A 22,019-nucleotide genomic window follows, 5' to 3' on the forward strand; every position below is an offset into this window, starting at 1 on the left:
GAAGGGGTCTTATAGGGAAGTCTTCCCTTTTTTATGGATATCAGGTACAATATTATCATTTGAATTGATAGAAAGTGGGATTGGATTGAGAGATTTTTATGAAATTTTAGGAATCAAAAAAGAAGCAACACAAAGAGAAATAAAAAAAGCCTATCGAGTCCAGGCGAAAAAATATCATCCGGATTTAAATCCTGGAGACAAGGAAGCAGAGCAGCAATTTAAGGAGGTTACCCTGGCCTATGAGGTTCTAAGTGATGAAAGTAAGAGACAAAACTATGACCTCTATGGGGAAGACTCTTTAAAAGATGGTTTTTCTGGTCAAGGTGGTTTTGGCGGCTTTGGAGATATTTTTGGCGACCTTTTTGATATCTTTGGTGGCGGATTTTCAGGAAATTATGCTTCAAACAATCAAAAAGTTCCCAAAAGAGGCGGAGATATTCGCGCTGATGTGGAGCTTGACTTTAAAGAAGCTGTTTTTGGCTGTGAAAAAGATGTGACCGTCCGGCGGACAGAAATCTGCAGGAGCTGCGATGGTAGTGGGGCAGAAGAAGGAACAGAGGTCCACAAATGTGAAAGATGTCATGGATCTGGCCAGGTTAGAGAGAGCAGGCAAAGTCCCTTTGGCCGTATGGTACAAGTTGTTCCTTGTCCAGACTGTCAAGGGAAGGGAGAGATTATAGAAACTCCCTGTTCCCACTGTCATGGGAGTGGACGGGAAATCTTCTCTAGAAAGATCCATGTCCATATTCCCAAGGGAGTCAACAATAAAAGTATTCTCTCCATGCCTGGAGAAGGAAACCATGGAGAAAATGGGGGACCAGCAGGAGATCTCTACATCTATATTTCTGTAAAAGAGGATCCAATCTTTAAGAGAAAGGGCCACGATATCTATATTGACCTACCGGTTTCTTATATGGATGCAGTCCTAGGGGCAAGAATTGAAGTGCCCACCCTGGATTCCATAGAAAGCTTCGACCTTCCCCCAGGAACTGTAGGAGGAAAGATCTTCAGTCTGGCAGGAAAGGGAGTACCCAAACTCCAATCTGTAGGCCGGGGAGACTTTTACTTTAGGGTGGAAATTATTGTTCCCCAAAAAATCAGCAAGAGACAAAGAGAACTCTTAGAAGAATTAAGGGGAGAAAGCCCCAGTGAAGCCAAGACGGAACGCAAGGGATTTTTTGACCGGGTCAAAGAGTGGTTTGAAGAATAGGAGAGGCTATGCAATATTATGAGGTAACCCTTTTTGGACAAGAAAAAGATTATAATGAAGTCCTGTCCTGGCTACTGGACCATGGTGTGGATACCTTTAGGGAGGAAACTCCTTCTCTAGTGGATGAATTAAACTCTAGTGAAATTCAATGGGACTATGTTGATGACAATCTTTTAAATACAAAAAAAGGTCAATTATTTATCCAGTTTTATCCATCAGAAGAAGAAAAGGGTCTGATTAAAGAATTTGAAAATTATGTTATAAAAAATGACCTGGGAGAAGTAGGGGTTAGACAACTACAAGAATCTGATTGGGCCAATGACTGGAAAAAATACTTTCAACCCTTTGACCTAGGAGAAAATCTGGCCATTGTTCCCTATTGGAGTTCCTATGAGACAAGCCGGCAGAAAATTTTAATTGATCCCGGTATGGCTTTTGGGTCAGGGAGTCATGAAACAACCTATTTTTGCCTGGAAATGTTGGAGAAATATGTCCAAGAAGGAGACCTGGTTTATGATGTAGGCTGTGGGTCAGGAATCCTGTCCGTGGCCAGCTCCATTCTAGGAGCAAGTCGGGTTCAAGGAGTGGACATTGATCCTCTAGCTATTGAGGCGTCCTACCACAATAGTCAGTTGAACTCCTGTGAAAACTGTGACTTTTCCAAGGGAGATCTATTGGCTAACTTTCAAGAAAAAGCAGACCTGGTGGTGTCCAATATCTTTGCTGAAATTATCATTGACTTTTTGGGAGATTTGGGCCAGTGCTTAAAAAGGGGAGGAATCTTTATTGCTTCTGGAATCCTTACAGAAAAAAAGCCTGCTGTCATGGAGGCTCTAAAAAACCAGGGATTTAGTATTTTAGAGGACCACGATAAAAATGACTGGTCTGTCATTGTGGCTAGGGCGAAAAATGACTAGGGTATTTTTAAATGACGATCAAAAATTGGATCCAGAAGACCTTCACCACCTCTTTCATGTTTTGAGGATGAGGGCTGGGGATTCTCTAGAGGCAGTTTATAAGAGAGACCTCTATAGGGCAAGACTGACAGACCAAAGTGCCCAGGATGGGAACTTGGTCTTGGAAGAAAAGTTGGAAGCCAGAGAAAAAGGCTACCGAGTCTTTCTTCTACAAGGGCTAGCCAAGGGACAAAAGTGGGAAGAAGTTTTAGAGCATGGAACAGAGGTAGGGATTGATACCTTTGTGGCCATCCAAATGAAAAGAAGCCTGAGAAAGGTCAACCATAAATGGGACAAGTTAAAAAATCGTTGGGAAAAAATTGTGGAAAAAGCCGCCAAACAATCTAAACAAATAGACATTCCCCAGGTTTATCCTCCCATGACCTTAAAGGAAGGTCTAGAAATTCTTCCCAAGGATAGCTTGATTTTAGTCTGTTATGAAGAAGAAAAAGACCACTTTATGAAAGATTATATCCAGGGACAAGAAAAAAACATTGCCCTAATCATTGGACCGGAAGGTGGTCTGGATCCTGAAGAAGTTGACCTAATCAAGGCCAGAGGCGGTCATCCAGTAAGTCTGGGAAAAAACATCTTAAGAACGGAAACGGCTCCTTTAATTGCTGGAGACCGAGTATATTGCTTAATGGAAGAGAGGTGATTTTATCTCTACAAATCATAGAAAAAGTGTCCATATCCTGACCCTGGGTTGTAAGGTGAATGCCTATGAATCCGAGGCCATGTTGGAGCTATTTGAGAAGGCTGGCTACCAGGTACACAATAATCCGGAGGAAGTCTCCGATATTTATATCATCAACACTTGTACAGTAACTAACCTGTCGGACCGGAAGAGTCGGCAATTCATTCGTCGGAGTAAGAGGGCCAACCCCCAGGCAGTAGTGGCTGTAGTGGGCTGTTATGCCCAAACTTCTCCGGACCAAGTAGAGGCCATGGAAGATGTAGACTTGGTCTTGGGTACAAAAGACCGAAATAAAATTGTGGATTATATCGAAGAAATTTTGATCAAGAGGCAAAAGATTGTTCGTGTTACTGATTCTTCAATGCATAGAGAATTCGAAAGCTTTTTTATTGAAAACCAAGAAGACCACACCCGGGCTTATGTAAAAATCCAGGATGGCTGCAATCAATTTTGCAGCTATTGTATCATTCCCTATGCTCGAGGTCCCATTCGGTCAAGAGATCCTCAAGAAACCCTGGAAGAAATTCAATCTCTAGTGGACCGGGGCTACCAAGAAGTGATTTTAACAGGGATTCATGTTGCTAGTTATGGTGTAGATTTAGGAGAAATTCGTCTGATTGATTTGATTGAACGGATTGCAAGGATTCCTGGTCTAAAGCGAATTCGCCTGTCCAGTGTAGATCCAAGACTAGTGACAGAGGACTTCATCCAAAGGCTGCAGGCAACAGGAAAGGTTTGTGACCATTTTCACCTATCCATGCAACATGCATCCAACAAGATTTTAAAGGCCATGAACCGAAAGTATAGTCAGGAAGATTTTTTCGAAAAGACAGAAATTATCCGGAAATACATGCCCTATGCAGGACTAACAACAGACTGTATTGTAGGTTTTCCAGGTGAAGAAGAAGAGGACTTTGAAATTTTAAAGGACTTTGTAAAAAAAGTTGGTTTTTCCAGAATCCATGTCTTCCCATATTCTCCAAGAGAGGGAACCAAGGCTGCTAGCATGAAACAGCTTGATGGCAAAATAAAACAAGCAAGGTCTAAGGCCTTGTTAGAGGTTGGAGAAGAACTTTCTTTAGATTTTATTGATCAAAATAGGAATCGAGACCTGGAGGTCTTGTTTGAAAAAGAAGAAAGAGGTCTCTATCATGGCTATACCACAAACTATATCCGGGTAGTAGCTTCCAGTCAAGAGAACTTAACAAATAAAATCTGTCATGGTACAATTAAAGATAAGACAGTGGAACCTGTAGAATTTCAAATAAGGAGGTAAAAATGGACTGCCTATTTTGTAAAATTATAGCAGGGGAGATTCCCAGCGAAAAAATTTACGAAGATGAAGAGATGTTTGCCTTCAAGGACATCGACCCCCAAGCCCCTGTACACTTTCTTTTAGTTCCTAAAAAACACATCAAGAGTGCTGACGATTTAAAGCAAGAAGATGCAGAATTAATTGGCCACATTTTCTTAAAGGCTGCAGAAATTGCCAGAAGCCTAGGTTGTGAAAATGGATACCGGATTGTCAACAACTGTAAAGAAGACGGGGGACAAAGTGTAGACCACCTTCATTTCCATGTTTTAGGACAGAGATCTTTGCAATGGCCACCAGGTTGATGGCCTAGAACTTTAGCCTAGGGAAAATCGTTGCTATTTTTAGTGAAATCGTGTATAATAATACAGTATTAGCCGTAGGCTTAACTCTTAGAAATGAGAGGAGGGAAATTATGTCAGAAATCCGTGTTGGAGAAAATGAATCATTGGACAATGCTTTAAAGCGCTTCAAACGTCAATGTGCTACTAGCGGTGTACTCAAGGAGTATCGTAAAAGAGAACATTATGAAAAACCCAGTGTACGTCGTAAAAAGAAGTCTGAAGAAGCACGTCGTAAAAAACGTAAATACTAAGGAATGGTGAATATGTCTTTAAAAGAAGAACTTATGGCCGATTTAAAAAAGGCGATGAAAGAAAAAGACAAAAAACGCAAAGATACCATTACAATGGTGCGTGCAGCCATAAAACAAAAAGAAGTTGATGAACGAGTTGACTTAAAGGATGAAGATGTTTTAGCCATTATATCCAAGCAAGTCAAGGAAAAGAAAAAGTCCATCGACGAATTCAAAAAAGGTAATCGGCAAGATTTAGTAGATGCCACAGAGGCTGAGATTGAAATTTTGTATGATTATTTACCAAAACAATTATCAGAAGATGAACTTAAAGACATTGTGCAAGAGACAATTTCCCGCTTAAGTATCCACAGTAAAAAGGACATGGGACGTTTAATGCAAGACATTATGCCCCGTATTAAAGGACAAGCAGATGGTCAAACCATTAATCGTCTTGCGCAAGAATTCTTCACAGAAGAATAATGACCCGGACTTTCCGGGTCTTTTTTTATAAATACTTTTCCTGGGTATATATAAATAGGTGGTGGTAAAAGTGAAAAAAATGATTTATCTTTTGACCATTTTTATTTTTTGGGGACAAATTACATATGCAAGCGCCTTGGAAAGCCAGACCTGGTCTCAGGGATTTCATTGGAAGACATCCTTGCAAGAAGAGGGGGTAGGGGCTTCTGCCAGTAAGGACCTGACCCTGTTTGTTGAAGGCAAGGACAAGACAGGGGTCCAAGCTCAGACTAAGTTTCAAGAAACCATGCAAGAGCTTATGACCAATCCGTGGATTGTGGACTTTCTCCTTGTCTTAGGGATGGTGAGTTTTGTCTTGGAACTATTCAGACCAAAATTCGCCCTATGGGGGATAGTCAGTGCCTTATCCTTTGGTTTTTTCTTTATAGGAAATATTTTAGCAGGTTATGCCAGTCCAATATCCATTTTTTTCTTTATCCTGGGAGTTTTTCTCTTAATTGTAGAGGCCTTTATTCCTGGTTTTGGCATCCCAGGGGTCCTGGGGATCTTAGCGATTTTTCTAGGTCTTATGACGGCCATGCATTCTGTCAATGCAGCCCTTACCAGTTTAACAATCGCCAGCTTATTTACCCTGGCTACTATTTTAATTTTGATAAAAAAGGGAACTCGATCCCCCTGGCTAGACCGGGTTACCTTGAAGGTTTCCAACAATAAAAAAAGTGGATATAACTCAAGTCCTCAAAGCTCTGTTCAAATTGGAGACTTGGGCATTGCGCTGACAAGTCTTAGGCCATCGGGCTTTATCTCCATTCAAGGAGAAAGGCTGGATGCCATTAGTGAAGATGGTTTTGTTGAAAAATCGAACCCTGTGGAAGTGGTTAAAGTCCAGGGATCGAAAATTATAGTAAGGAGGAAGTAAAATATGGAGTATTTAATTTTAGCCCTAGTCATTCTTGTAGTCCTCGGAGTAATTCTATTTTTAAATTTTGTCCCCCTTGGTCTATGGATCACGGCCTTTTTCTCTGGTGTTTCCATAAAAATTACAACCCTTGTGGGAATGCGCCTAAGAAGGGTTCGGCCTAGAAGGATTGTCAACCCCATGATTAAGGCCACAAAGGCAGGTTTGGATTTGCGAATCGAGAACCTAGAGGCTCACTATTTAGCTGGAGGAAATGTTAACACTCTGGTTGATGCATTAATTGCAGCCCAAAGAGCCAATATTAACTTGGAATTTGAACAAGCTGCAGCCATTGACCTTGCAGGCCGGGATGTTTTAGAAGCTGTCCAAGTGTCTGTCAACCCCAAGGTCATTGAAACGCCTAATATTTCGGCTGTGGCTCAAGATGGAATTGAGGTTATTGTTAAAGCCAAGGTTACTGTACGAGCAAATATTGACCGCCTAGTAGGTGGAGCTGGAGAAGAAACAATCATTGCCCGGGTTGGGGAAGGAATTGTAACAACAGTAGGGTCAGCAGCAAGCTATAAGGCTGTTTTGGAAAATCCGGACTCTATATCAAAAGTCGTTTTGGAAAAGGGCTTAGATTCAGGAACAGCCTACGAGATTTTATCCATCGATATTGCTGATGTGGATGTTGCTAGAAATATTGGGGCCAGACTTCAAACAGACCAAGCAGAAGCTGACAAGAAAATTGCCGAAGCCAAGGCATCAGAACGTCGTGCCATGGCCATGGCCCAAGAACAAGAAATGCGGGCTAAGGTTGTAGAGGCTGAATCTCAAGTTCCTTTAGCCTTGGCAGAAGCTTTAAAAGAGGGCCACCTGGGAGTTATGGACTACTATGAAATGCAAAATGTCCTCAGTGACACCTCTATGAGAGAAGCCATTTCAAAGGCTACAGACCCCAAGGAAAAGATGATTAAAAAAGATTCCTTTAGGGACAAGGATAAGAACTGATGGGAATTTTCTTAAAACACCAATCCATTAAAGATTTGATGGGCCTTTTGGAAGAAAACCTTGAAAAATTAGATCAGGCAGATTTAAAATTAGCCCAAGAGGGTCTGGGCATAGCTAGATCTAGTCAAGCTAGAGATTCAAAAGAAGAAAGACAAAAAAGTCTTAAAGAGAATTTAGGCAAAAAAATAGAAAAGGATCGCCTAAGAGACCAAGCCCATGAAAATACAAAGGAAGAAATCTTTAGGGGCTATACTGGAGAAGACTTCAAGGAGGAAGCTTTAAACTTGGAAGACCTTCCCTATTGGGCCCAGGGAGTGGTCTATCAAACGATTTTTGAAAGACCTAAGTCCAGAAAGAGATACCGAAATCGAAGAAGATAAAAGAAAGGTGGGTATTTTTTTGCAAAGTAAAGTAAGCGTTGAATTTGAATCAAATGACCAAGTCTCCTCCTTATTGGGAAGGCTGGATGAAAATATACAATTAATTGAAGAAAATTTTGGCGTAGAAAGTCAACTGGATGGACTGACCTTAAAGCTTAAGGGACCTGAAGATAAGGTTGGTCAGGTTAAGGAACTTATAGACCAGCTCCTTCAAGTTTTACAAAAACAAAAGAGATTGGACAAGCAAGATATTCTTTACGCTATGAATTTAAAAAAAGATGGGATTGATTCAAATTTAGCCGACTTGTATGCAGAAACATTTGTCTACACGGCAACGGGTAAACCCATCCGGGCCAAGACCCTGGGACAAAAGAGGTATTTGGATGCCATCCAAAAAAATGACGTTGTCTTCGGTGTGGGTCCGGCTGGGACAGGAAAGACCTATCTTGCTATGGCCTGTGCAGTCAAGGCCTTTAAGGAGCAAAAGGTATCCAGAATTATTTTAACTCGTCCAGCCGTTGAAGCAGGGGAGAGCCTTGGCTTTTTACCAGGGGACCTACAAATGAAGGTAGACCCCTATCTAAGGCCCCTCTATGATGCACTTTTTGACCTCATGGGCTATGATACCTATCAAAAATACGTGGAACAAGGCTTAATTGAAGTGGCTCCCTTGGCCTATATGAGGGGGCGGACCCTGGACAATGCCTATATTATTTTGGATGAGGCCCAAAATACAACTCCACAACAAATGAAGATGTTCTTAACCCGCCTGGGCTTTGGATCCAAGGCAATCATAACTGGGGATATTACCCAAATTGACCTACCGTCAGGGAAAAAATCGGGTTTAAAAACAGTCTTAAAAATCTTAAAAGATGTAAGAGGAGTTTCCAGTGTGTATTTAACCCGCTATGATATTGTAAGACACCCCTTGGTACAAAGAATTATTGATGCTTATGACCGGTTTGACTCCAAGGAAAAAGCCAATAAGGATGAAAAAAAGAAGTTAAAGAAAGAGGAAGAGGTTCATGAACAAGCTAAAGAGTGAAAAAATCTTCTTAAATTTAAATGAATGTGATATAAAAGAGGATGACTACCAGGCCATAGTAGAGGCTTGCCAAGTGGCTCTGGGCCAAGAAGGGATTGAGGATGTGGTGGATATCAGCCTCTCTCTTGTATCTCCAGAAGAAATACAAGAGCTTAACAGAACCTACCGCCAAGTGGATGCAGTAACAGATGTCCTGTCCTTCCCTATTAACGAGAGTTTTGATGGCCACTTGGAATTAGGAGATGTGGTCATTAACCTGGATCGGATTGCCAGTCAGGCTCAAGAGTACGGCCATAGCTTTAAGCATGAGCTACAATACCTAACAGTCCATAGTGTTTTGCACTGTCTGGGCTATGACCACATAGATCCTGAGGATAAAAAGGTCATGCGGGCCAGGGAAAAAGAAATTATGGCCTGTCTTGACGGGGACGAGGTAGACCATGAAGAGGGGTAATTTTATTAACTCCTTTAACTATGCAGTTCAGGGGATTATCTCATCTATCCAGACCGAAAGAAATATGAAAATCCACTACCTAGCAGCCATTGCTGTTATTGTGGCTAGCTTGTTTTTCAACCTGACTCGGGTAGAATTTATGCTTCTTTTCTTTGCAGTCACCTTTGTTTTAACCAGTGAACTTATCAATACCGCCATTGAAAGAACGGTGGACTTGGTAACGCAAAGCTATAATCCCGTGGCTAAATTGGCCAAGGACATTGCAGCAGGAGCCGTTTTAATTGCTGCTTTAAATGCTTTGGTAGTGGGCTACTTGATTTTTTTCGATCGGATTAATACGGGAACGGAACTCCTAGTTTTTAAACTTAGGTCCTCCAATCCCCACTTGGCCTTTGTGGCAGTTTTCCTGGTCATTGTCCTAGTGGTGGCGGGAAAGCTCTTGTGGATGCGCCGTAGTGGAGGAACCTTTTTTCAAGGAGGAGCAATAAGTGGGCATACAGCCTTGGCTTTTTGTATGGCCACCATCATCAGCCTGATTGTTGTCAAAGGTTTGGTCATAGGGATGTCCTATTTCATCGCTTTTTTGGTGGCTCAATCCCGGGTGGAAGGAAAGATTCACAAGGTATCGGAAGTTGTTTTAGGGGCCCTGGTGGGGAGCCTAGTGGCCTTTATTATCTATCGATTGGTGGGATATTATGGATAAAAAAGACTTATTTAAAGAAGCCCTTAAGATGAAGGAGCGGGCCTACGTTCCCTATTCTCATTTTCATGTAGGGGCCTGTGTTTTGGGAGATAATGGAAAGATATATGGAGGATGTAATATTGAAACAGCCTCCTATTCACCGACAATTTGTGCAGAAAGAGTGGCTATTTTCAAGGCTATTTCTGACGGAGTTCAATCTATTCAAGCCATTGCTGTTACAGGGGATGCCAAAGATACTATGCCTTGTGGGGTCTGTAGACAGGTCATGGTGGAATTTGCAGACCCAAGCATGAAGGTATATATTGTCAATAAAGAGGATGATTTTAAAGAATACTCTTTAGAGGAACTTTTACCCTTTAGTTTTTCAAAAAAAGATTTAAAAAAGGAGACAAGATGAAGTCAGGATTTGTTACAATTATTGGTCGGCCCAATGTAGGAAAGTCGACCCTAATCAACCGGATTGTAGGTGAAAAATTGTCCATCACCTCCAACAAACCTCAAACCACAAGAAATAAGATTCAATTAATTCATACGACTGAAGAGGCCCAAATTATTTTTATGGATACACCAGGTATCCAAAAACCAAAAAATAAGCTGGGGACCTATATGTTGGGAGTCTCTAGAGAGACCTTGGGAGAAGTAGATGTTATTACCGCCATGGTGGATGCTTCTAAGAAAATAGGAGCCATGGACCAATGGATTTTTAAGGAATTAGAGGGATTTAAAGGTAAGACTCCAATTCTCTTGCTCATCAATAAGATTGATGAAATTCCAAAGCCAGATATCCTACCCTTGATTGACCAATATGCCAAGTTAAATCTTTTTGAAGAAATTATTCCAATCTCAGCTATTAATGGAGATAATATAGAGGAATACTTATCGGCCTTAGAAGGTTTTCTACCTGAAGGACCCCAATATTTTCCCGATGACATGATTACAGACCAGCCAGAAAAATTTATTGTAGCTGAGTTCATTCGAGAAAAGGCCTTGGAAAATCTCCAAGAGGAAGTTCCACATGGGGTCATGGTGGTGGTTGAATCCATGAAGATGCGAGAAAATAAAAACTTAATGGATATTGAAGCCACAATCTTTGTGGAAAGAAAGAGCCATAAGGGGATTATCATTGGAAAGTCAGGAAGTATGTTAAAGAAAATAGGCTCTTCCAGTCGTCTAGATTTAGAGCGCTTATTGGATACAAAAATCAACCTGCAATTGTGGGTCAAGGTGTCCAAGGATTGGCGAGAAAAAGAAAATCAGGTTGAGCGATTTGGCTACCAATAGGTTTAAAAGTCGGGGCATTGTCCTTGACGAACAGGTCTATGGTGAGTCCAGTAAAATATTACGAATCTTTACCAGGGATCGGGGAAAACTTTCAGTCATGGCCAAGGGAGCCCTTAGGGCAAAAAGTTCAATCTTATCCTTAACCCAGCCTATGCTGGAAGGAGACTATCTTTTTTCTATGGGTAAGACCTTTGCCTATATCCACGAGGGTAGGATTATTAAGGACCATTATAAGTTGAAAAATGACTTTCGGGCCATGGTTGCTGGAACATTTATTTTAGAAGTCTTGGACAAAAGTTTGGAGTATGGCCAGGTCAATACAAAAATTTATGACTTGGTGGATAAGACCTTAAGTCAACTGGAAGAGGGGTTTTCCAGAACCCTTGTAAATGCCTTTTTAATTAAGGGCCTAACATTTCTGGGTTACCGGCCAATTATTGGGAAAAGATCAAAATTTATAGGCAATAGTACTAGGTATTTTGACCCAAAAAGTGGTATTATAGAATATGGCTTAAAAGCTGGAAAAGGAAGAACTATCCAAGAAGAGGACTTGGACTATATAGAAAAGATATTATATAGTCCCTTGGATAACCTACCAGGGTCCGATACTTGTGATGAATACTTGGTCTTTGATCTTTTAATGGATCTTCTTTACACACATTTAGACCTTACGAAAATTAACAGCTACGACTTACTAGCCACATTTTGAGGAGGATAAAGAACATATGCATTTTCAAGAACTAATGCAAACTTTAGAAAGTTATTGGAAAGAACAAGGCTGTATTATTATGGAGCCTTACGACATAGAAAAGGGAGCAGGAACCATGAATCCCTTTACCTTCCTAAAGGCTTTAGGGCCTGAACCTTGGAAAACAGTCTATGTTGAACCATCTAGACGGCCTGCAGATGCCCGCTATGGGGAAAATCCAAACCGTCTTTACCAACACCACCAACTACAAGTGATTTTAAAACCATCACCGGAAAACGTCCAAGACCTTTATTTAAAAAGTCTACAAATGATTGGGATTGATGTTAAAAAGCATGATATTCGCTTTGTAGAAGATAACTGGGAATCACCAACTTTAGGTGCCTGGGGACTGGGCTGGGAAGTTTGGTTAGATGGGATGGAAATCACGCAATTTACTTATTTCCAACAAGTAGGATCCATCAACTGTGACCTGGAATCAGCAGAATTGACCTATGGTCTAGAACGGATTGCCATGTATCTTCAAGATGTGGACAATGTCTATGACATTAGCTGGAACGACCAATTAAAGTATGGGGATATCTTCCATAAGGCAGAATACGAACATTCAGTTTATAGTTTTGAATTGGCAGATGTTCAAATGCTCAAAGGCCTCTTTGACACCTATGAAAAGGAATCAGAAAGAGTCATTGAACAAGGCTTGGTTATGTCGGCCTATGACTATGTTTTAAAATGCTCTCACACCTTTAATGTTTTAGACGCTAGAGGAGCCATATCTGTTTCTGAACGGACAGGTTATATTGCAAGGGTAAGAAATTTGGCAAGGAAGGTTGCTTCAGAATATTTAAAACAAAGAGAAGAAATGGACTTTCCACTTTTAAAGGCAGGTGTAGACCATGAATAATCAATATTTACTTGAAGTAGGAGTAGAAGAACTTCCAGCTAGATTTGTTGAAATGGGTCTAGGACAATTAAAGGATCAAATACAAAAACGCCTAGATGAACAAGCTGTAGACTATGATGAAATCAAGAGTCTGGCAACACCTAGACGATTGACCATCATCATCGAAGGCTTAGCTGACAAGCAAAAAAATATGGAAGAAATTGTCAAGGGACCATCTGTAAAGATTTCTTATGATGAAAACCACCAGCCCACCAAACCTCTCTTAGGTTTTATGAAGAGCAAGGGCTTAACAGAAGATTACCTCTACCAAGAAAACCTCAAGGGAACGGACTACATCTATGCAAAAATCCAAACTGGAGGCAAGGATGTTGAAAGTATCTTACAAGAGATTATTCCTGAATCCATTCGAGGAGTTTCTTTTCCTAAAAATATGCGTTGGGGCGGAAAAAATATTCGCTTTGCCAGACCAATTCGATGGATTGTCTCCCTCTTTAATGATCGGGTGATTGACTTTGATTTTGAAGGAATTCCTGTGGGACAAGAAAGTAGAAGCCATCGCTTCTTAGGTAAAAACCCCCTTCTTATCCCAAATGTAGATTCTTATGAAGACCTTCTTTTAGAAAACTATGTCCTGGTAGACCAAAAGAAACGCTATGAAAAAATTAAGTACCAAGCGACTCGAAAGGCCAAGGCCTTGGGTGGGGAAATTAAGGACGATGAAGATCTTTTACAAGAGTTGACCTATATCGTAGAATATCCAACAGCTATTGTGGGCAATGTCAATGAAAAATACATGAATCTTCCCCCTGTAGTCATTACAACACCCATGAGGGAGCACTTAAGATATATTCCAGTCTATGATGCAGAGGGAGCCCTAAAACCTTACTTTATCACCATTCGAAATGGAAATAGTGACTATGAGGAAATTGTAGCCCAAGGAAATGAAAAAGTCTTAGCAGCCAGACTGGAAGATGCCGTCTTTTTCTATGAAGAAGATCAAAAAAGAAGTCTGGAAGAAAGACTGGAAGACTTAAAAGGTGTTATGTTCCACGACAAACTAGGCACCCTTTATGATAAGACCGGTCGTCTCCAAGCCCTGACTGAACAAATTGGTGACTACTTGCAAGTGGCTGAGGAAACGAAAACTGCCCTGGGCCAAGCTTCAAACTTGGCCAAGACAGACTTGGTAACCAATATGGTTCAAGAGTTTACAGAACTTCAAGGTCTCATGGGAGCCATCTATGCCAAGAATGAAGGAAGGCCAGATATTATAGCTACTGCCTTAAATGAGCAATACATGCCTCGTAAGGCCAATGGAGACCTACCTCTTACCACTACAGGATCTATTTTATCCATAGCTGATAAGCTAGATACCATTGTAGGTCTTTTTGCCATCGACCTCATTCCTACAGGGAGCCAAGACCCCTTTGGACTTAGAAGACAGGCTATTGGTTTAATCAATATTATTAAAAATAAAAATTGGCACCTACCCCTGTCTATTGCTGTTGATTATGCCCTATATATCTATGTAGGCCACCAAGAATTGGTTTTTGACTATAACATCGTTAAAGAAGCCATTATGAATTTCTTATTGGGACGTATTCGTCAAATGCTCCTGGATGAAGGCTATCGTTATGACCTTATTGATGCTGTCTTAGCTACAGGTGTGGATGATGTTGTAGATATCTTTAAACGCTGCCAAGACCTAAAGCTTGCTTTGGAAGACTTACCCAAAGACTTCTTTGAAGCCTATATTCGTTTGGGCCACCTAGCTGTAAAACATGAAGATTCCATGGAATTTTCTCAAGATCAGCTCCTAGAGGACCAAGAAAAGAAATTGTATGAAGACTTTACAAGGGTTAAGGCAAAAATCGATGAGGAAATTGAACCTTCAGACTACCTAGCCAAGATGCAAAGCTTGAATGAACTAACAGATAGCATTCATGATTATTTTGACCAAGTTATGGTTCTAACAGAAGACCCAATCTTGTCCTCTAACCGTTTGAGTATGCTCCACAATATTTATGAAGAAGTTAAGGGGATTCTTGATATCAACCAATTAGTTTTAGAATAGGATGATTCCATGAAATTTACAGCGAGGCAGAAAGAAATTATCGATATCGTAAAGGACTACCAACCTATTACGGGAGAGAAAATAGCAAGCAAACTAAATTTGTCTCGTGCAACCCTTAGACCGGACTTTACCCTTTTAACCATGGTGGAAGTTCTAGGAGCAAGGCCCAAAGTAGGCTACTATTATCTAGGGCACCATGAGTCTATAAGTCAACGGAAAGAATCTTTAAGCATGTCCGTAGAAGAAGTGATGAGCCTGCCGACCCTGGTTGATGAACAAACGTCCATTTACGATGCCATAGTATCTTTATTTTTAGAAGATGTTGGAACCTTGTTTGTTACAAACGAAGGCCTATTAACTGGGGTTGTTTCCAGAAAAGACCTCTTGAGGTCTTTTCTGGGAGGGCAAACTCAAACAACTCCCGTAGGGGTTTTGATGACAAGAGAGCCGAAGATTATAAAGGTTGATAAGGATGCCTCGGTACTAGAGGCAACAAAACTTATTGTAGAGCACGACATTGATGCCATTCCCGTTGTGACAAAAAAAGAGGATGGTTATCTTGTCGTGGGACGCTATACTAAAACCAATATTGCAAAACTATTTGTAGAAATGCTAGGAAATGATTAAGGGAGAGAGCATGAAAGACAATCCATTAATGATTTATGTAATTTCAGACTCCATTGGAGAAACTGGAGAATTAATCGCCAAGGCAGCAGCCAAGCAATTTGAAGCTTCGGATTATGAAATTTTAAGATTTCCTTATCATAACTCTATAGAAGCTATTGAGCCTGTTTTTGAAGATATGATTACGAGAGAAAAGAAGGTCCTAATTTATACAAATGTAGAAGAAAACACTAGAAAGTACATTGAAAACAGGACAAAAGAGTTAAATATTCCCACAGTGGATGTCATGGGCCCTCCCATGAAGGCTCTAGAACAAGCCCTAGGCTATGCACCTCTTAGGGAACCTGGCCTAATTCGCCGTCTGGACGAAAACTACTTTAAAAAGGTAGAAGCCATTGAATTTGCTGTAAAATATGACGATGGAAAAGATCCTAGGGGAATTATGGATTCAGACCTCTTGATTCTTGGGATCTCAAGAACATCAAAAACTCCCTTGTCTATGTACCTGGCCCATAAATTAATCAAAGTATGTAATGTTCCCTTGGTTCCAGAAGTACCAGTACCAGCGGAGGTTTATAAAAAAGATCCCAAGCAAATTGTAGGTCTTATTGCTGGGTCAGATAAGATTTTTTCTATTCGGGAGGAGCGCTTGAAGTCTTTAGGCCTTCACTCTTCCACCAAGTATGCCGACCTTAAGAGAATCCAGGAAGAAATAGACTATTCTACCCGGGTTATGAAAGAAATTGGCTGTCCCATTATTGATGTAACCCATAAGGCCATAGAAGAAACTGCTGAGTTAATTTTGGAATATATTAATCATCCTGAAATATGAGGTGAATTATGCTAAGAGATCGTCTTGCCTTAGAGGCATTAGAAGAAGAGATTCTTTGTGACCAAGCAAGTCTTGCAAAAAAAAGTCAAGGTCGTTTAAGGACGGAAGAACCCTGTCATTGGAGGACAGACTTTCAAAGAGATCGAGACAGAATCCTCCACTCCAAAAGTTTTCGACGCTTGAAACACAAGACTCAAGTTTTTATAGCCCCTGAGCAAGACCATTATAGGACTCGACTGACCCATACCCTAGAGGTATCACAAATTGCCAGAACCATTGCTAGAACCCTAGCCTTAAATGAAGATTTAACGGAAGCTATGGCCCTGGGACACGATTTAGGTCACACCCCCTTTGGTCATAGTGGAGAAAAGGTCCTAAATGAAATCCATCCTGGGGGATTTAAGCATAACCAACAAAGCCTAAGAGTTGTAGATTTTCTTGAACATAGTGAGAATCGGCAAGGACTGAACCTAACGTTAGAAGTCAGAGATGGTATTGTCAACCATTCGGGGGACCAAGTGGCTAAGACTCCGGAAGGGAAAATTATCAAGTTTGCCGATCGGATTGCCTATATTAATCACGATATTGAAGATGCTCTTCGGGCAGGAATTATTGACCAAGACGACTTGCCCAAGTCCAGTCGGAAGTATCTAGGTGAAACAAAAAGTCAGCGGATTACAAGTCTTATCCAGGGGATTTTGGATTATTTTGATCAAAATGGTCAAGTGGGCATGATAGAAGACATCTACCAAGAAATGATGGGCCTTCGAAGTTTTATGTTTAAACGAGTTTATTTGAACCCCAAGGCCAAGGGAGACGAAGATAAGATTAAAAAAGTTATTGGAGACCTATATAACTATTATATGGAAGAAGACCTCCCCCAAGAGCATATTGCCTTATACAAGGATAGACAAGACTCTCGTGCGGACCAAGTATGTGATTATATCGCCGGAATGACGGATCGATTTGCCATGCAATGTTGGACGGAATTATTTATGCCAAAACATTGGAAGGGATAAAAATGTCTTATCGAATTGATGATGATGTATTAAATGAAATAAAGGACCGGGCAAATATTGTTGATTTTATCGGACAGTATGTCCAGTTAAAAAAAACAGGCTCAGGCTATGTAGGCCTGTGCCCTTTTCATAATGAAAAAACACCTTCTTTTCACGTTCGCGAAAGAGAAGGTTATTATTATTGTTTTGGCTGCCATGCTACAGGGGACATTTTTAGCTTTATGATGGAACACAACCATATGAGCTTTGTGGATTCAGTAGAGGAGCTGGCCAAGAGGTATGGAGTCCAGTTAAAAGAAGAGAATAAATTGGACCAAGCCAAGAAAAAGTACTTAGAAAAGTTATATCAAATCAATCGAGAAGCTGCCTTCTTTTACATGAAAAACTTATCCAGGGAAAAGGGCCCCTTACTTTACTTGGAAAACCGAGGAGTGGGAAGAGAAATTATCTTAAAGTATGGATTGGGTTACGCTCCCTTGAGAAAAAAAGATTTGTGTGAACATTTACTCTCTTTGGGGTATAAGTTAAATGAGATTGAAGACTGTAACTTAGTTTTTATCAATCAAACCAGCGGGGAGGCATCTGACCGCTTTAAAAATCGGATCATTTTTCCTATTATCAATTCCAGGGGCCGGGTCATCGGCTTTGGAGGGAGACAGTTTAACAGTGATTATGGGCCTAAATATTTAAATTCCAGGGATACCCCAATTTTTCACAAGGGGAAAAACCTTTATGGTCTAAATATTATCCAACAAAAAAAGAACCGTGACCGGATTATTCTTGTTGAGGGCTACATGGATGTTATTGCCTTGGGAAGCCAAGGGATTTATGATGCTGTAGCCAGCCTGGGAACAGCCTTGACCAAAGACCAAGGACAATTGCTAAAAAAATATGGCCAGGAAGTTTTCGTCTGCTATGATGGGGACGAAGCCGGAATTCGGGCGACAAAACGAGCAATCAATATCCTTTTTTCGGTGGGGATTAAGGCAAAGGTTATCTGTCTTAAGGATGGAATGGATCCTGATGATTTTATCAAGACCTATGGGCCAGATGCCTTTGAATTGGAAGTAAAAAGAGCCAAGGATGCCATTGAATACCTTATTGAGGATTTGAAAAAAAACTTTACATTAGACTCAGCAGAAGGTAAAATAGGTTTTTTAAAAGAGGTTTCTAAACTTTTAAGAGGGATTCAAAGCCCTGTAGAAAGAGATATCTATATTGACCAGGTTGCCAGAAACTATCAGATCAGTCGCGAAAGCTTAAAGATGGAAATTGAATCTGGTCAGTCCAGGAAGAGTTTTGTAGAAAAAACACCTACAATTCAAACCAGACCAGAAGCAGATATTGGCAATAACATCAACCAAAGAAACCTGATGCGGATTCTTTTAATGGATAAGAATCTTTTTGATGACTTTCAAAAAAGAAAAATATTTTGGAATAATACAGGTTATGAACGGGCCTTTGAAGACCTAAAAGGCTGGGAAAACTTGGAGTTCCCTCTTGACATAGAAGAGGCTGCGAACCGGTGGGTCGAAAAGAATTATTTATCCAGGGAAGAAGGTTACTTTTTAAAGAATTTGGAAATTAACCCGACCATGAATGACCAAATTGCTGAAGAAGCCCTGCGTAAATTAAAGATAAACTATTTAAAGAAGAGAAGACAAGAACTAATTCAAGATATTGATGATGCCGAGACTGACAGCAGCCGGGATCTTTCAAACTTAATTCAAGAATTTAATGAAATAAATAAGCAGATTTTAGAGGGGGATCGATATGAAAGCAGAACTAACGAATAAACCCGAAAACTCAAGAGGGATCATTATCGACCAGTTAATGAAAAAAGGTAAGAAAGATGGAAAGTTAAGCTATGAAACCATTGCCCAAGCTCTTGACCAATGTGAAGAACTAGATAGCGATGAAATAGATGACCTCTATCAAAACTTTGAAGACCAGGGAATTGACTTAATTGGTGATGAAGACAAGGAAGAAAAAACAGGTGAAGACAAAAAAGATAAGGAAGATGACTTGTCTGTTCCTAAGGGAGTTAGTGTAGACGATCCTGTTCGTATGTATTTAAAGGAGATTGGAAAAATTTCTCTTTTAACCGCTGATGAAGAAGTGGCTATTGCCAAGAGAATGGAAAATGGCGATGAACTGGCCAAGCAAGAATTAGCTGAAGCAAATCTTCGTTTGGTTGTCAGCATTGCCAAGCGTTATGTAGGCCGGGGGATGAGTTTTCTTGATTTGATTCAAGAAGGAAACCTGGGCCTTATGAAGGCTGTTGAAAAATTTGACTATACCAAGGGCTTTAAATTTTCAACCTATGCCACTTGGTGGATTCGTCAAGCCATTACAAGGGCTATTGCGGACCAAGCTAGGACAATCCGGATTCCTGTCCATATGGTAGAAACCATCAACAAGCTTGTTCGTGTCCAAAGACAATTGGTTCAAGACTTGGGGCGAGATCCCTCTCCGGAAGAAATTGCCCAAGAAATGAATTTAGATGTGGAAAAGGTTCGGGAAATCCAAAAAATTGCCCAAGAACCTGTCAGTCTTGAAACTCCAATTGGGGAAGAGGAAGATTCCCACCTAGGAGATTTTATTCCAGATGATGAAGTTCTCTCCCCTGTAGATGCCGCTACGTTTACCCTCTTAAAAGAACAGTTAGATACGGTCTTAACCACCCTAACAGAAAGGGAAAAGAAGGTCTTAACCCTACGCTTTGGTCTGGAAGATGGTCGGGCAAGAACCCTGGAAGAAGTGGGTAAGGAATTTGATGTAACCCGAGAAAGGATTCGACAAATTGAAGCCAAGGCCTTGAGAAAGTTGAGACATCCAAGTCGGAGCAAAAAATTAAAGGACTACTTGGAATAATGGAGAGACTAGAAAAAATCCTATCCTTATCGGATCCAGTTGACACAATGGCAGATATTGGCACGGACCATGGGTTCGTGCCTTATACTTTTCTGAAAGAAAAAAAGGCAAAGTTTGCCATTGCTACAGATATTTCTGCCCCTTCTTTGGAAAAGGCCAAGGCCCTTTGTAGCTCCTGGGGGAGCAAAAAAGTTCAATGTCGTTTGGGTGATGGCCTAGCCCCCTTAAATCCAGGAGAGTGCCAGGCCATTGTCATAGCAGGCATGGGAGGAAACTTGATTTACACCATCCTCCAGGAGGGACTGGAGATTGCAAAATCCTGTCAATACTTAATTCTTCAGCCCATGCAGGCTGTTGACTTTTTAAGAGAAAATTTGCAGGGATTAGGCTTTTATATCGAAAAGGAAGATATGGCCTATGAACGAGGAAAGTATTATCATATTTTTAAAGTCTTTTATAATCCTGATTTATGTGAGGAAAATCAAGATCCCTATAGGGCCTTTTTAGAAGAAAAGAGTCCTATAAAAAAAGCTTGGCTGGCTCATGAAATGAAGCGTCTAGAAAATCTATCGAGCCATATAAAAAAGGCTCAAGATTCCTCGAGGCAAGAGGAAAAGTTAGCAGAAGTGGAAAAGAAAGTATTGAAATTAAGGGAGTGGTTGGATGAGTTTTGTTAAAGAGGTCTACCAAGTTCTATGTGAATTTGCTCCGGAAAATTTGGCAGAGGATTGGGATCCAATAGGACCCCAGATCTATTTTCCTCAAGAAAAAGTTCGGGGAATTTTATTTTGCCTAGATGTAACAGATAAGGTCTTAGAAGAAGCTATAAATCAGAACTGTAATGTGATTGTTTCTCACCATCCTATGTTCTTTAAGGGTCTACAAAGAATTGATATTGAGGACTATAAGTCCAATTTAATTTACCAAGCTCTAAAAGAAAAAATATCGATTTTATCGGCCCATACAAACCTAGATCGAACAGAGAATGGAGTGAATGATGCCCTAGCTGAAAAGTTAGGTCTCAAAGACCTGGAACCTCTTTACCTGGATGACCAAGGAAGAAATTTAGGTTATTTGGCTAAAGGACAATTTAAGACCATGGAGGATCTTTTAGCTAGCTTGGAAGACCTGGTCCAATACCGAGATCCTATTATCTATGGAAGGCTTCCTCAATCCTTGGAAAAAATTGCCATCCTGGGAGGTAGTGGGGCAGAATTTTTAGATACGGCCATCCAAGCAGGCGCCGACCTTTTAATTACCGGAGATGTCAAATACCATGATGGACAAGATGCCTATGAAAAGAATTTTTGCCTAATTGATATTGGACACTATGACAGCGAAAAGTATGTCTTGGAAAAGTTACAGGACCTATTTAAGGAGAAAAGAACAGTCCTTTATGAGTCTTGCGATTTTATTATTCAAAAGTGTTTTCTTGACAGGAAAACTTCCCGTTGTTAGTATAGTAAATAGATAAAAACAAAAAATTGAATCAGGAGGTAAAGAGATGAAAGTAGCAATTATAATGGGTAGTATTTCAGATCGTAAAATTGCTGAAGGGGTGCAAAAGATGCTGGATAAGTTTGGTGTGGACTATGACACTAAAGTTATTTCAGCCCATAGAACTCCTTATGCAGCCAGTGAGTTTGCATCAAAAGCTGAAGAAGGAGGCTATGGTGTTATTATAGGAATTGCCGGAAAAGCTGCTCACTTGTCAGGAGTCTTAGCTGCTTATACAACTTTACCAGTTATTGGGGTACCTGTTTCAAGCTCAGTGGAAGGTCTAGATGCTCTTTTAGCTACAGTACAAATGCCAACAGGGGTTCCCGTAGCAACAGTCGCTATTAATGGTGGCAAGAATGCAGGAATTTTAGCTACAGAGATTTTAGCGGTGGCTGACAAGAGCCTAAGAGAAAAATTAAAGGCCTATAAGGAAGAATTAGCAGCTGAAGTTGACGAAATGAATAAAGAATTATAATTTA

General features: G+C 40.5%; 26 protein-coding genes. All 26 read left to right on the forward strand.

Features of this window, described 5'->3' with window-relative positions:
- Nucleotides 1-85: 85 nt before the first annotated feature.
- Nucleotides 86-1,210, forward strand: a complete 1,125-nt coding sequence (gene dnaJ / locus CS898_RS09005; RefSeq protein ID WP_009430943.1) for a molecular chaperone DnaJ — start codon at nt 86-88, stop codon at nt 1,208-1,210.
- Between the two features lie 8 nt (nt 1,211-1,218).
- Nucleotides 1,219-2,127 carry a 50S ribosomal protein L11 methyltransferase gene (prmA, locus tag CS898_RS09010; protein ID WP_099208889.1) on the forward strand — a complete coding sequence of 303 codons (909 nt, stop codon included), beginning with the start codon at nt 1,219-1,221 and terminating at the stop codon, nt 2,125-2,127.
- Nucleotides 2,120-2,824, forward strand: coding sequence for an RsmE family RNA methyltransferase (locus tag CS898_RS09015; RefSeq protein ID WP_159459157.1), 705 nt, complete (start codon nt 2,120-2,122; stop codon nt 2,822-2,824). The genes prmA and CS898_RS09015 overlap by 8 nt, the downstream gene beginning before the upstream one ends.
- Nucleotides 2,825-2,828: 4 nt before the next feature.
- Nucleotides 2,829-4,139: a tRNA (N(6)-L-threonylcarbamoyladenosine(37)-C(2))-methylthiotransferase MtaB gene (gene mtaB, locus CS898_RS09020; RefSeq protein ID WP_039880865.1), complete on the forward strand. Its 1,311-nt coding sequence runs from the start codon at nt 2,829-2,831 to the stop codon at nt 4,137-4,139.
- A gap of 2 nt (nt 4,140-4,141) precedes the next feature.
- Nucleotides 4,142-4,480 carry a histidine triad nucleotide-binding protein gene (locus CS898_RS09025; RefSeq protein ID WP_009431398.1) on the forward strand — a complete coding sequence of 113 codons (339 nt, stop codon included), beginning with the start codon at nt 4,142-4,144 and terminating at the stop codon, nt 4,478-4,480.
- Nucleotides 4,481-4,590: 110 nt separating this feature from the next.
- The gene (gene rpsU / locus CS898_RS09030; protein WP_009431570.1) at nt 4,591-4,770 is read left to right on the forward strand and encodes a 30S ribosomal protein S21; all 180 of its coding nucleotides are present in this window, start codon (nt 4,591-4,593) and stop codon (nt 4,768-4,770) included.
- A gap of 12 nt (nt 4,771-4,782) precedes the next feature.
- The gene (locus CS898_RS09035) at nt 4,783-5,232 is read left to right on the forward strand and encodes a GatB/YqeY domain-containing protein (protein WP_099208891.1); all 450 of its coding nucleotides are present in this window, start codon (nt 4,783-4,785) and stop codon (nt 5,230-5,232) included.
- 79 nt (nt 5,233-5,311) lie between these two features.
- Entirely contained in the window at nt 5,312-6,151 is an 840-nt protein-coding gene (locus tag CS898_RS09040; protein ID WP_234976057.1) for an NfeD family protein, read from the forward strand.
- 3 nt (nt 6,152-6,154) lie between these two features.
- A complete protein-coding gene (floA, locus tag CS898_RS09045; protein WP_009431904.1) occupies nt 6,155-7,144 on the forward strand; it encodes a flotillin-like protein FloA in 990 nt (329 codons plus the stop codon).
- Nucleotides 7,144-7,524: a hypothetical protein gene (locus CS898_RS09050; RefSeq protein ID WP_009431467.1), complete on the forward strand. Its 381-nt coding sequence runs from the start codon at nt 7,144-7,146 to the stop codon at nt 7,522-7,524. The genes floA and CS898_RS09050 overlap by 1 nt, the downstream gene beginning before the upstream one ends.
- A 19-nt stretch (nt 7,525-7,543) precedes the next feature.
- Nucleotides 7,544-8,569: a PhoH family protein gene (locus CS898_RS09055; protein ID WP_099208919.1), complete on the forward strand. Its 1,026-nt coding sequence runs from the start codon at nt 7,544-7,546 to the stop codon at nt 8,567-8,569.
- Nucleotides 8,550-9,023, forward strand: coding sequence for an rRNA maturation RNase YbeY (ybeY, locus tag CS898_RS09060; RefSeq protein ID WP_009430948.1), 474 nt, complete (start codon nt 8,550-8,552; stop codon nt 9,021-9,023). Before CS898_RS09055 ends, ybeY begins: the two co-directional genes overlap by 20 nt.
- Nucleotides 9,010-9,726, forward strand: a complete 717-nt coding sequence (locus tag CS898_RS09065) for a diacylglycerol kinase (protein ID WP_009430482.1) — start codon at nt 9,010-9,012, stop codon at nt 9,724-9,726. The genes ybeY and CS898_RS09065 overlap by 14 nt, the downstream gene beginning before the upstream one ends.
- Nucleotides 9,719-10,123 (forward strand): cytidine deaminase, encoded by a 405-nt coding sequence (gene cdd, locus CS898_RS09070; RefSeq protein ID WP_009431788.1) that lies wholly within the window; start codon nt 9,719-9,721, stop codon nt 10,121-10,123. Before CS898_RS09065 ends, cdd begins: the two co-directional genes overlap by 8 nt.
- Nucleotides 10,120-11,007, forward strand: a complete 888-nt coding sequence (era, locus tag CS898_RS09075) for a GTPase Era (RefSeq protein ID WP_009431952.1) — start codon at nt 10,120-10,122, stop codon at nt 11,005-11,007. The genes cdd and era overlap by 4 nt, the downstream gene beginning before the upstream one ends.
- Nucleotides 10,994-11,716, forward strand: a complete 723-nt coding sequence (gene recO / locus CS898_RS09080) for a DNA repair protein RecO (protein ID WP_039880878.1) — start codon at nt 10,994-10,996, stop codon at nt 11,714-11,716. The genes era and recO overlap by 14 nt, the downstream gene beginning before the upstream one ends.
- Before the next feature lie 16 nt (nt 11,717-11,732).
- Entirely contained in the window at nt 11,733-12,617 is an 885-nt protein-coding gene (gene glyQ / locus CS898_RS09085; RefSeq protein ID WP_099208893.1) for a glycine--tRNA ligase subunit alpha, read from the forward strand.
- Complete coding sequence (glyS, locus tag CS898_RS09090; RefSeq protein ID WP_009431189.1) at nt 12,610-14,691, forward strand: glycine--tRNA ligase subunit beta; 2,082 nt, start codon at nt 12,610-12,612, stop codon at nt 14,689-14,691. The genes glyQ and glyS overlap by 8 nt, the downstream gene beginning before the upstream one ends.
- Before the next feature lie 9 nt (nt 14,692-14,700).
- On the forward strand, nt 14,701-15,318 hold the full coding sequence (locus CS898_RS09095) for a CBS domain-containing protein (protein ID WP_009431679.1): 618 nt from the start codon (nt 14,701-14,703) through the stop codon (nt 15,316-15,318).
- Between the two features lie 10 nt (nt 15,319-15,328).
- Nucleotides 15,329-16,147, forward strand: a complete 819-nt coding sequence (locus tag CS898_RS09100; RefSeq protein WP_009430520.1) for a pyruvate, water dikinase regulatory protein — start codon at nt 15,329-15,331, stop codon at nt 16,145-16,147.
- A gap of 8 nt (nt 16,148-16,155) precedes the next feature.
- Nucleotides 16,156-17,166 (forward strand): deoxyguanosinetriphosphate triphosphohydrolase, encoded by a 1,011-nt coding sequence (locus CS898_RS09105; RefSeq protein ID WP_009430843.1) that lies wholly within the window; start codon nt 16,156-16,158, stop codon nt 17,164-17,166.
- Between the two features lie 2 nt (nt 17,167-17,168).
- The gene (gene dnaG, locus CS898_RS09110; protein WP_159459158.1) at nt 17,169-18,962 is read left to right on the forward strand and encodes a DNA primase; all 1,794 of its coding nucleotides are present in this window, start codon (nt 17,169-17,171) and stop codon (nt 18,960-18,962) included.
- Nucleotides 18,940-20,040 carry an RNA polymerase sigma factor RpoD gene (gene rpoD, locus CS898_RS09115; protein WP_009430262.1) on the forward strand — a complete coding sequence of 367 codons (1,101 nt, stop codon included), beginning with the start codon at nt 18,940-18,942 and terminating at the stop codon, nt 20,038-20,040. The genes dnaG and rpoD overlap by 23 nt, the downstream gene beginning before the upstream one ends.
- A complete protein-coding gene (locus CS898_RS09120; protein ID WP_099208895.1) occupies nt 20,040-20,717 on the forward strand; it encodes a tRNA (adenine(22)-N(1))-methyltransferase in 678 nt (225 codons plus the stop codon). Before rpoD ends, CS898_RS09120 begins: the two co-directional genes overlap by 1 nt.
- Nucleotides 20,704-21,498: a Nif3-like dinuclear metal center hexameric protein gene (locus CS898_RS09125; protein ID WP_009431935.1), complete on the forward strand. Its 795-nt coding sequence runs from the start codon at nt 20,704-20,706 to the stop codon at nt 21,496-21,498. Before CS898_RS09120 ends, CS898_RS09125 begins: the two co-directional genes overlap by 14 nt.
- Nucleotides 21,499-21,544: 46 nt before the next feature.
- On the forward strand, nt 21,545-22,015 hold the full coding sequence (purE, locus tag CS898_RS09130) for a 5-(carboxyamino)imidazole ribonucleotide mutase (RefSeq protein WP_009431569.1): 471 nt from the start codon (nt 21,545-21,547) through the stop codon (nt 22,013-22,015).
- The last annotated feature ends 4 nt before the right edge of the window (nt 22,016-22,019 follow it).

The organism is Urinicoccus timonensis (genome assembly GCF_900232945.1).
GTDB classification, from domain to species: Bacteria; Bacillota; Clostridia; order Tissierellales; family Peptoniphilaceae; genus Urinicoccus; species Urinicoccus timonensis.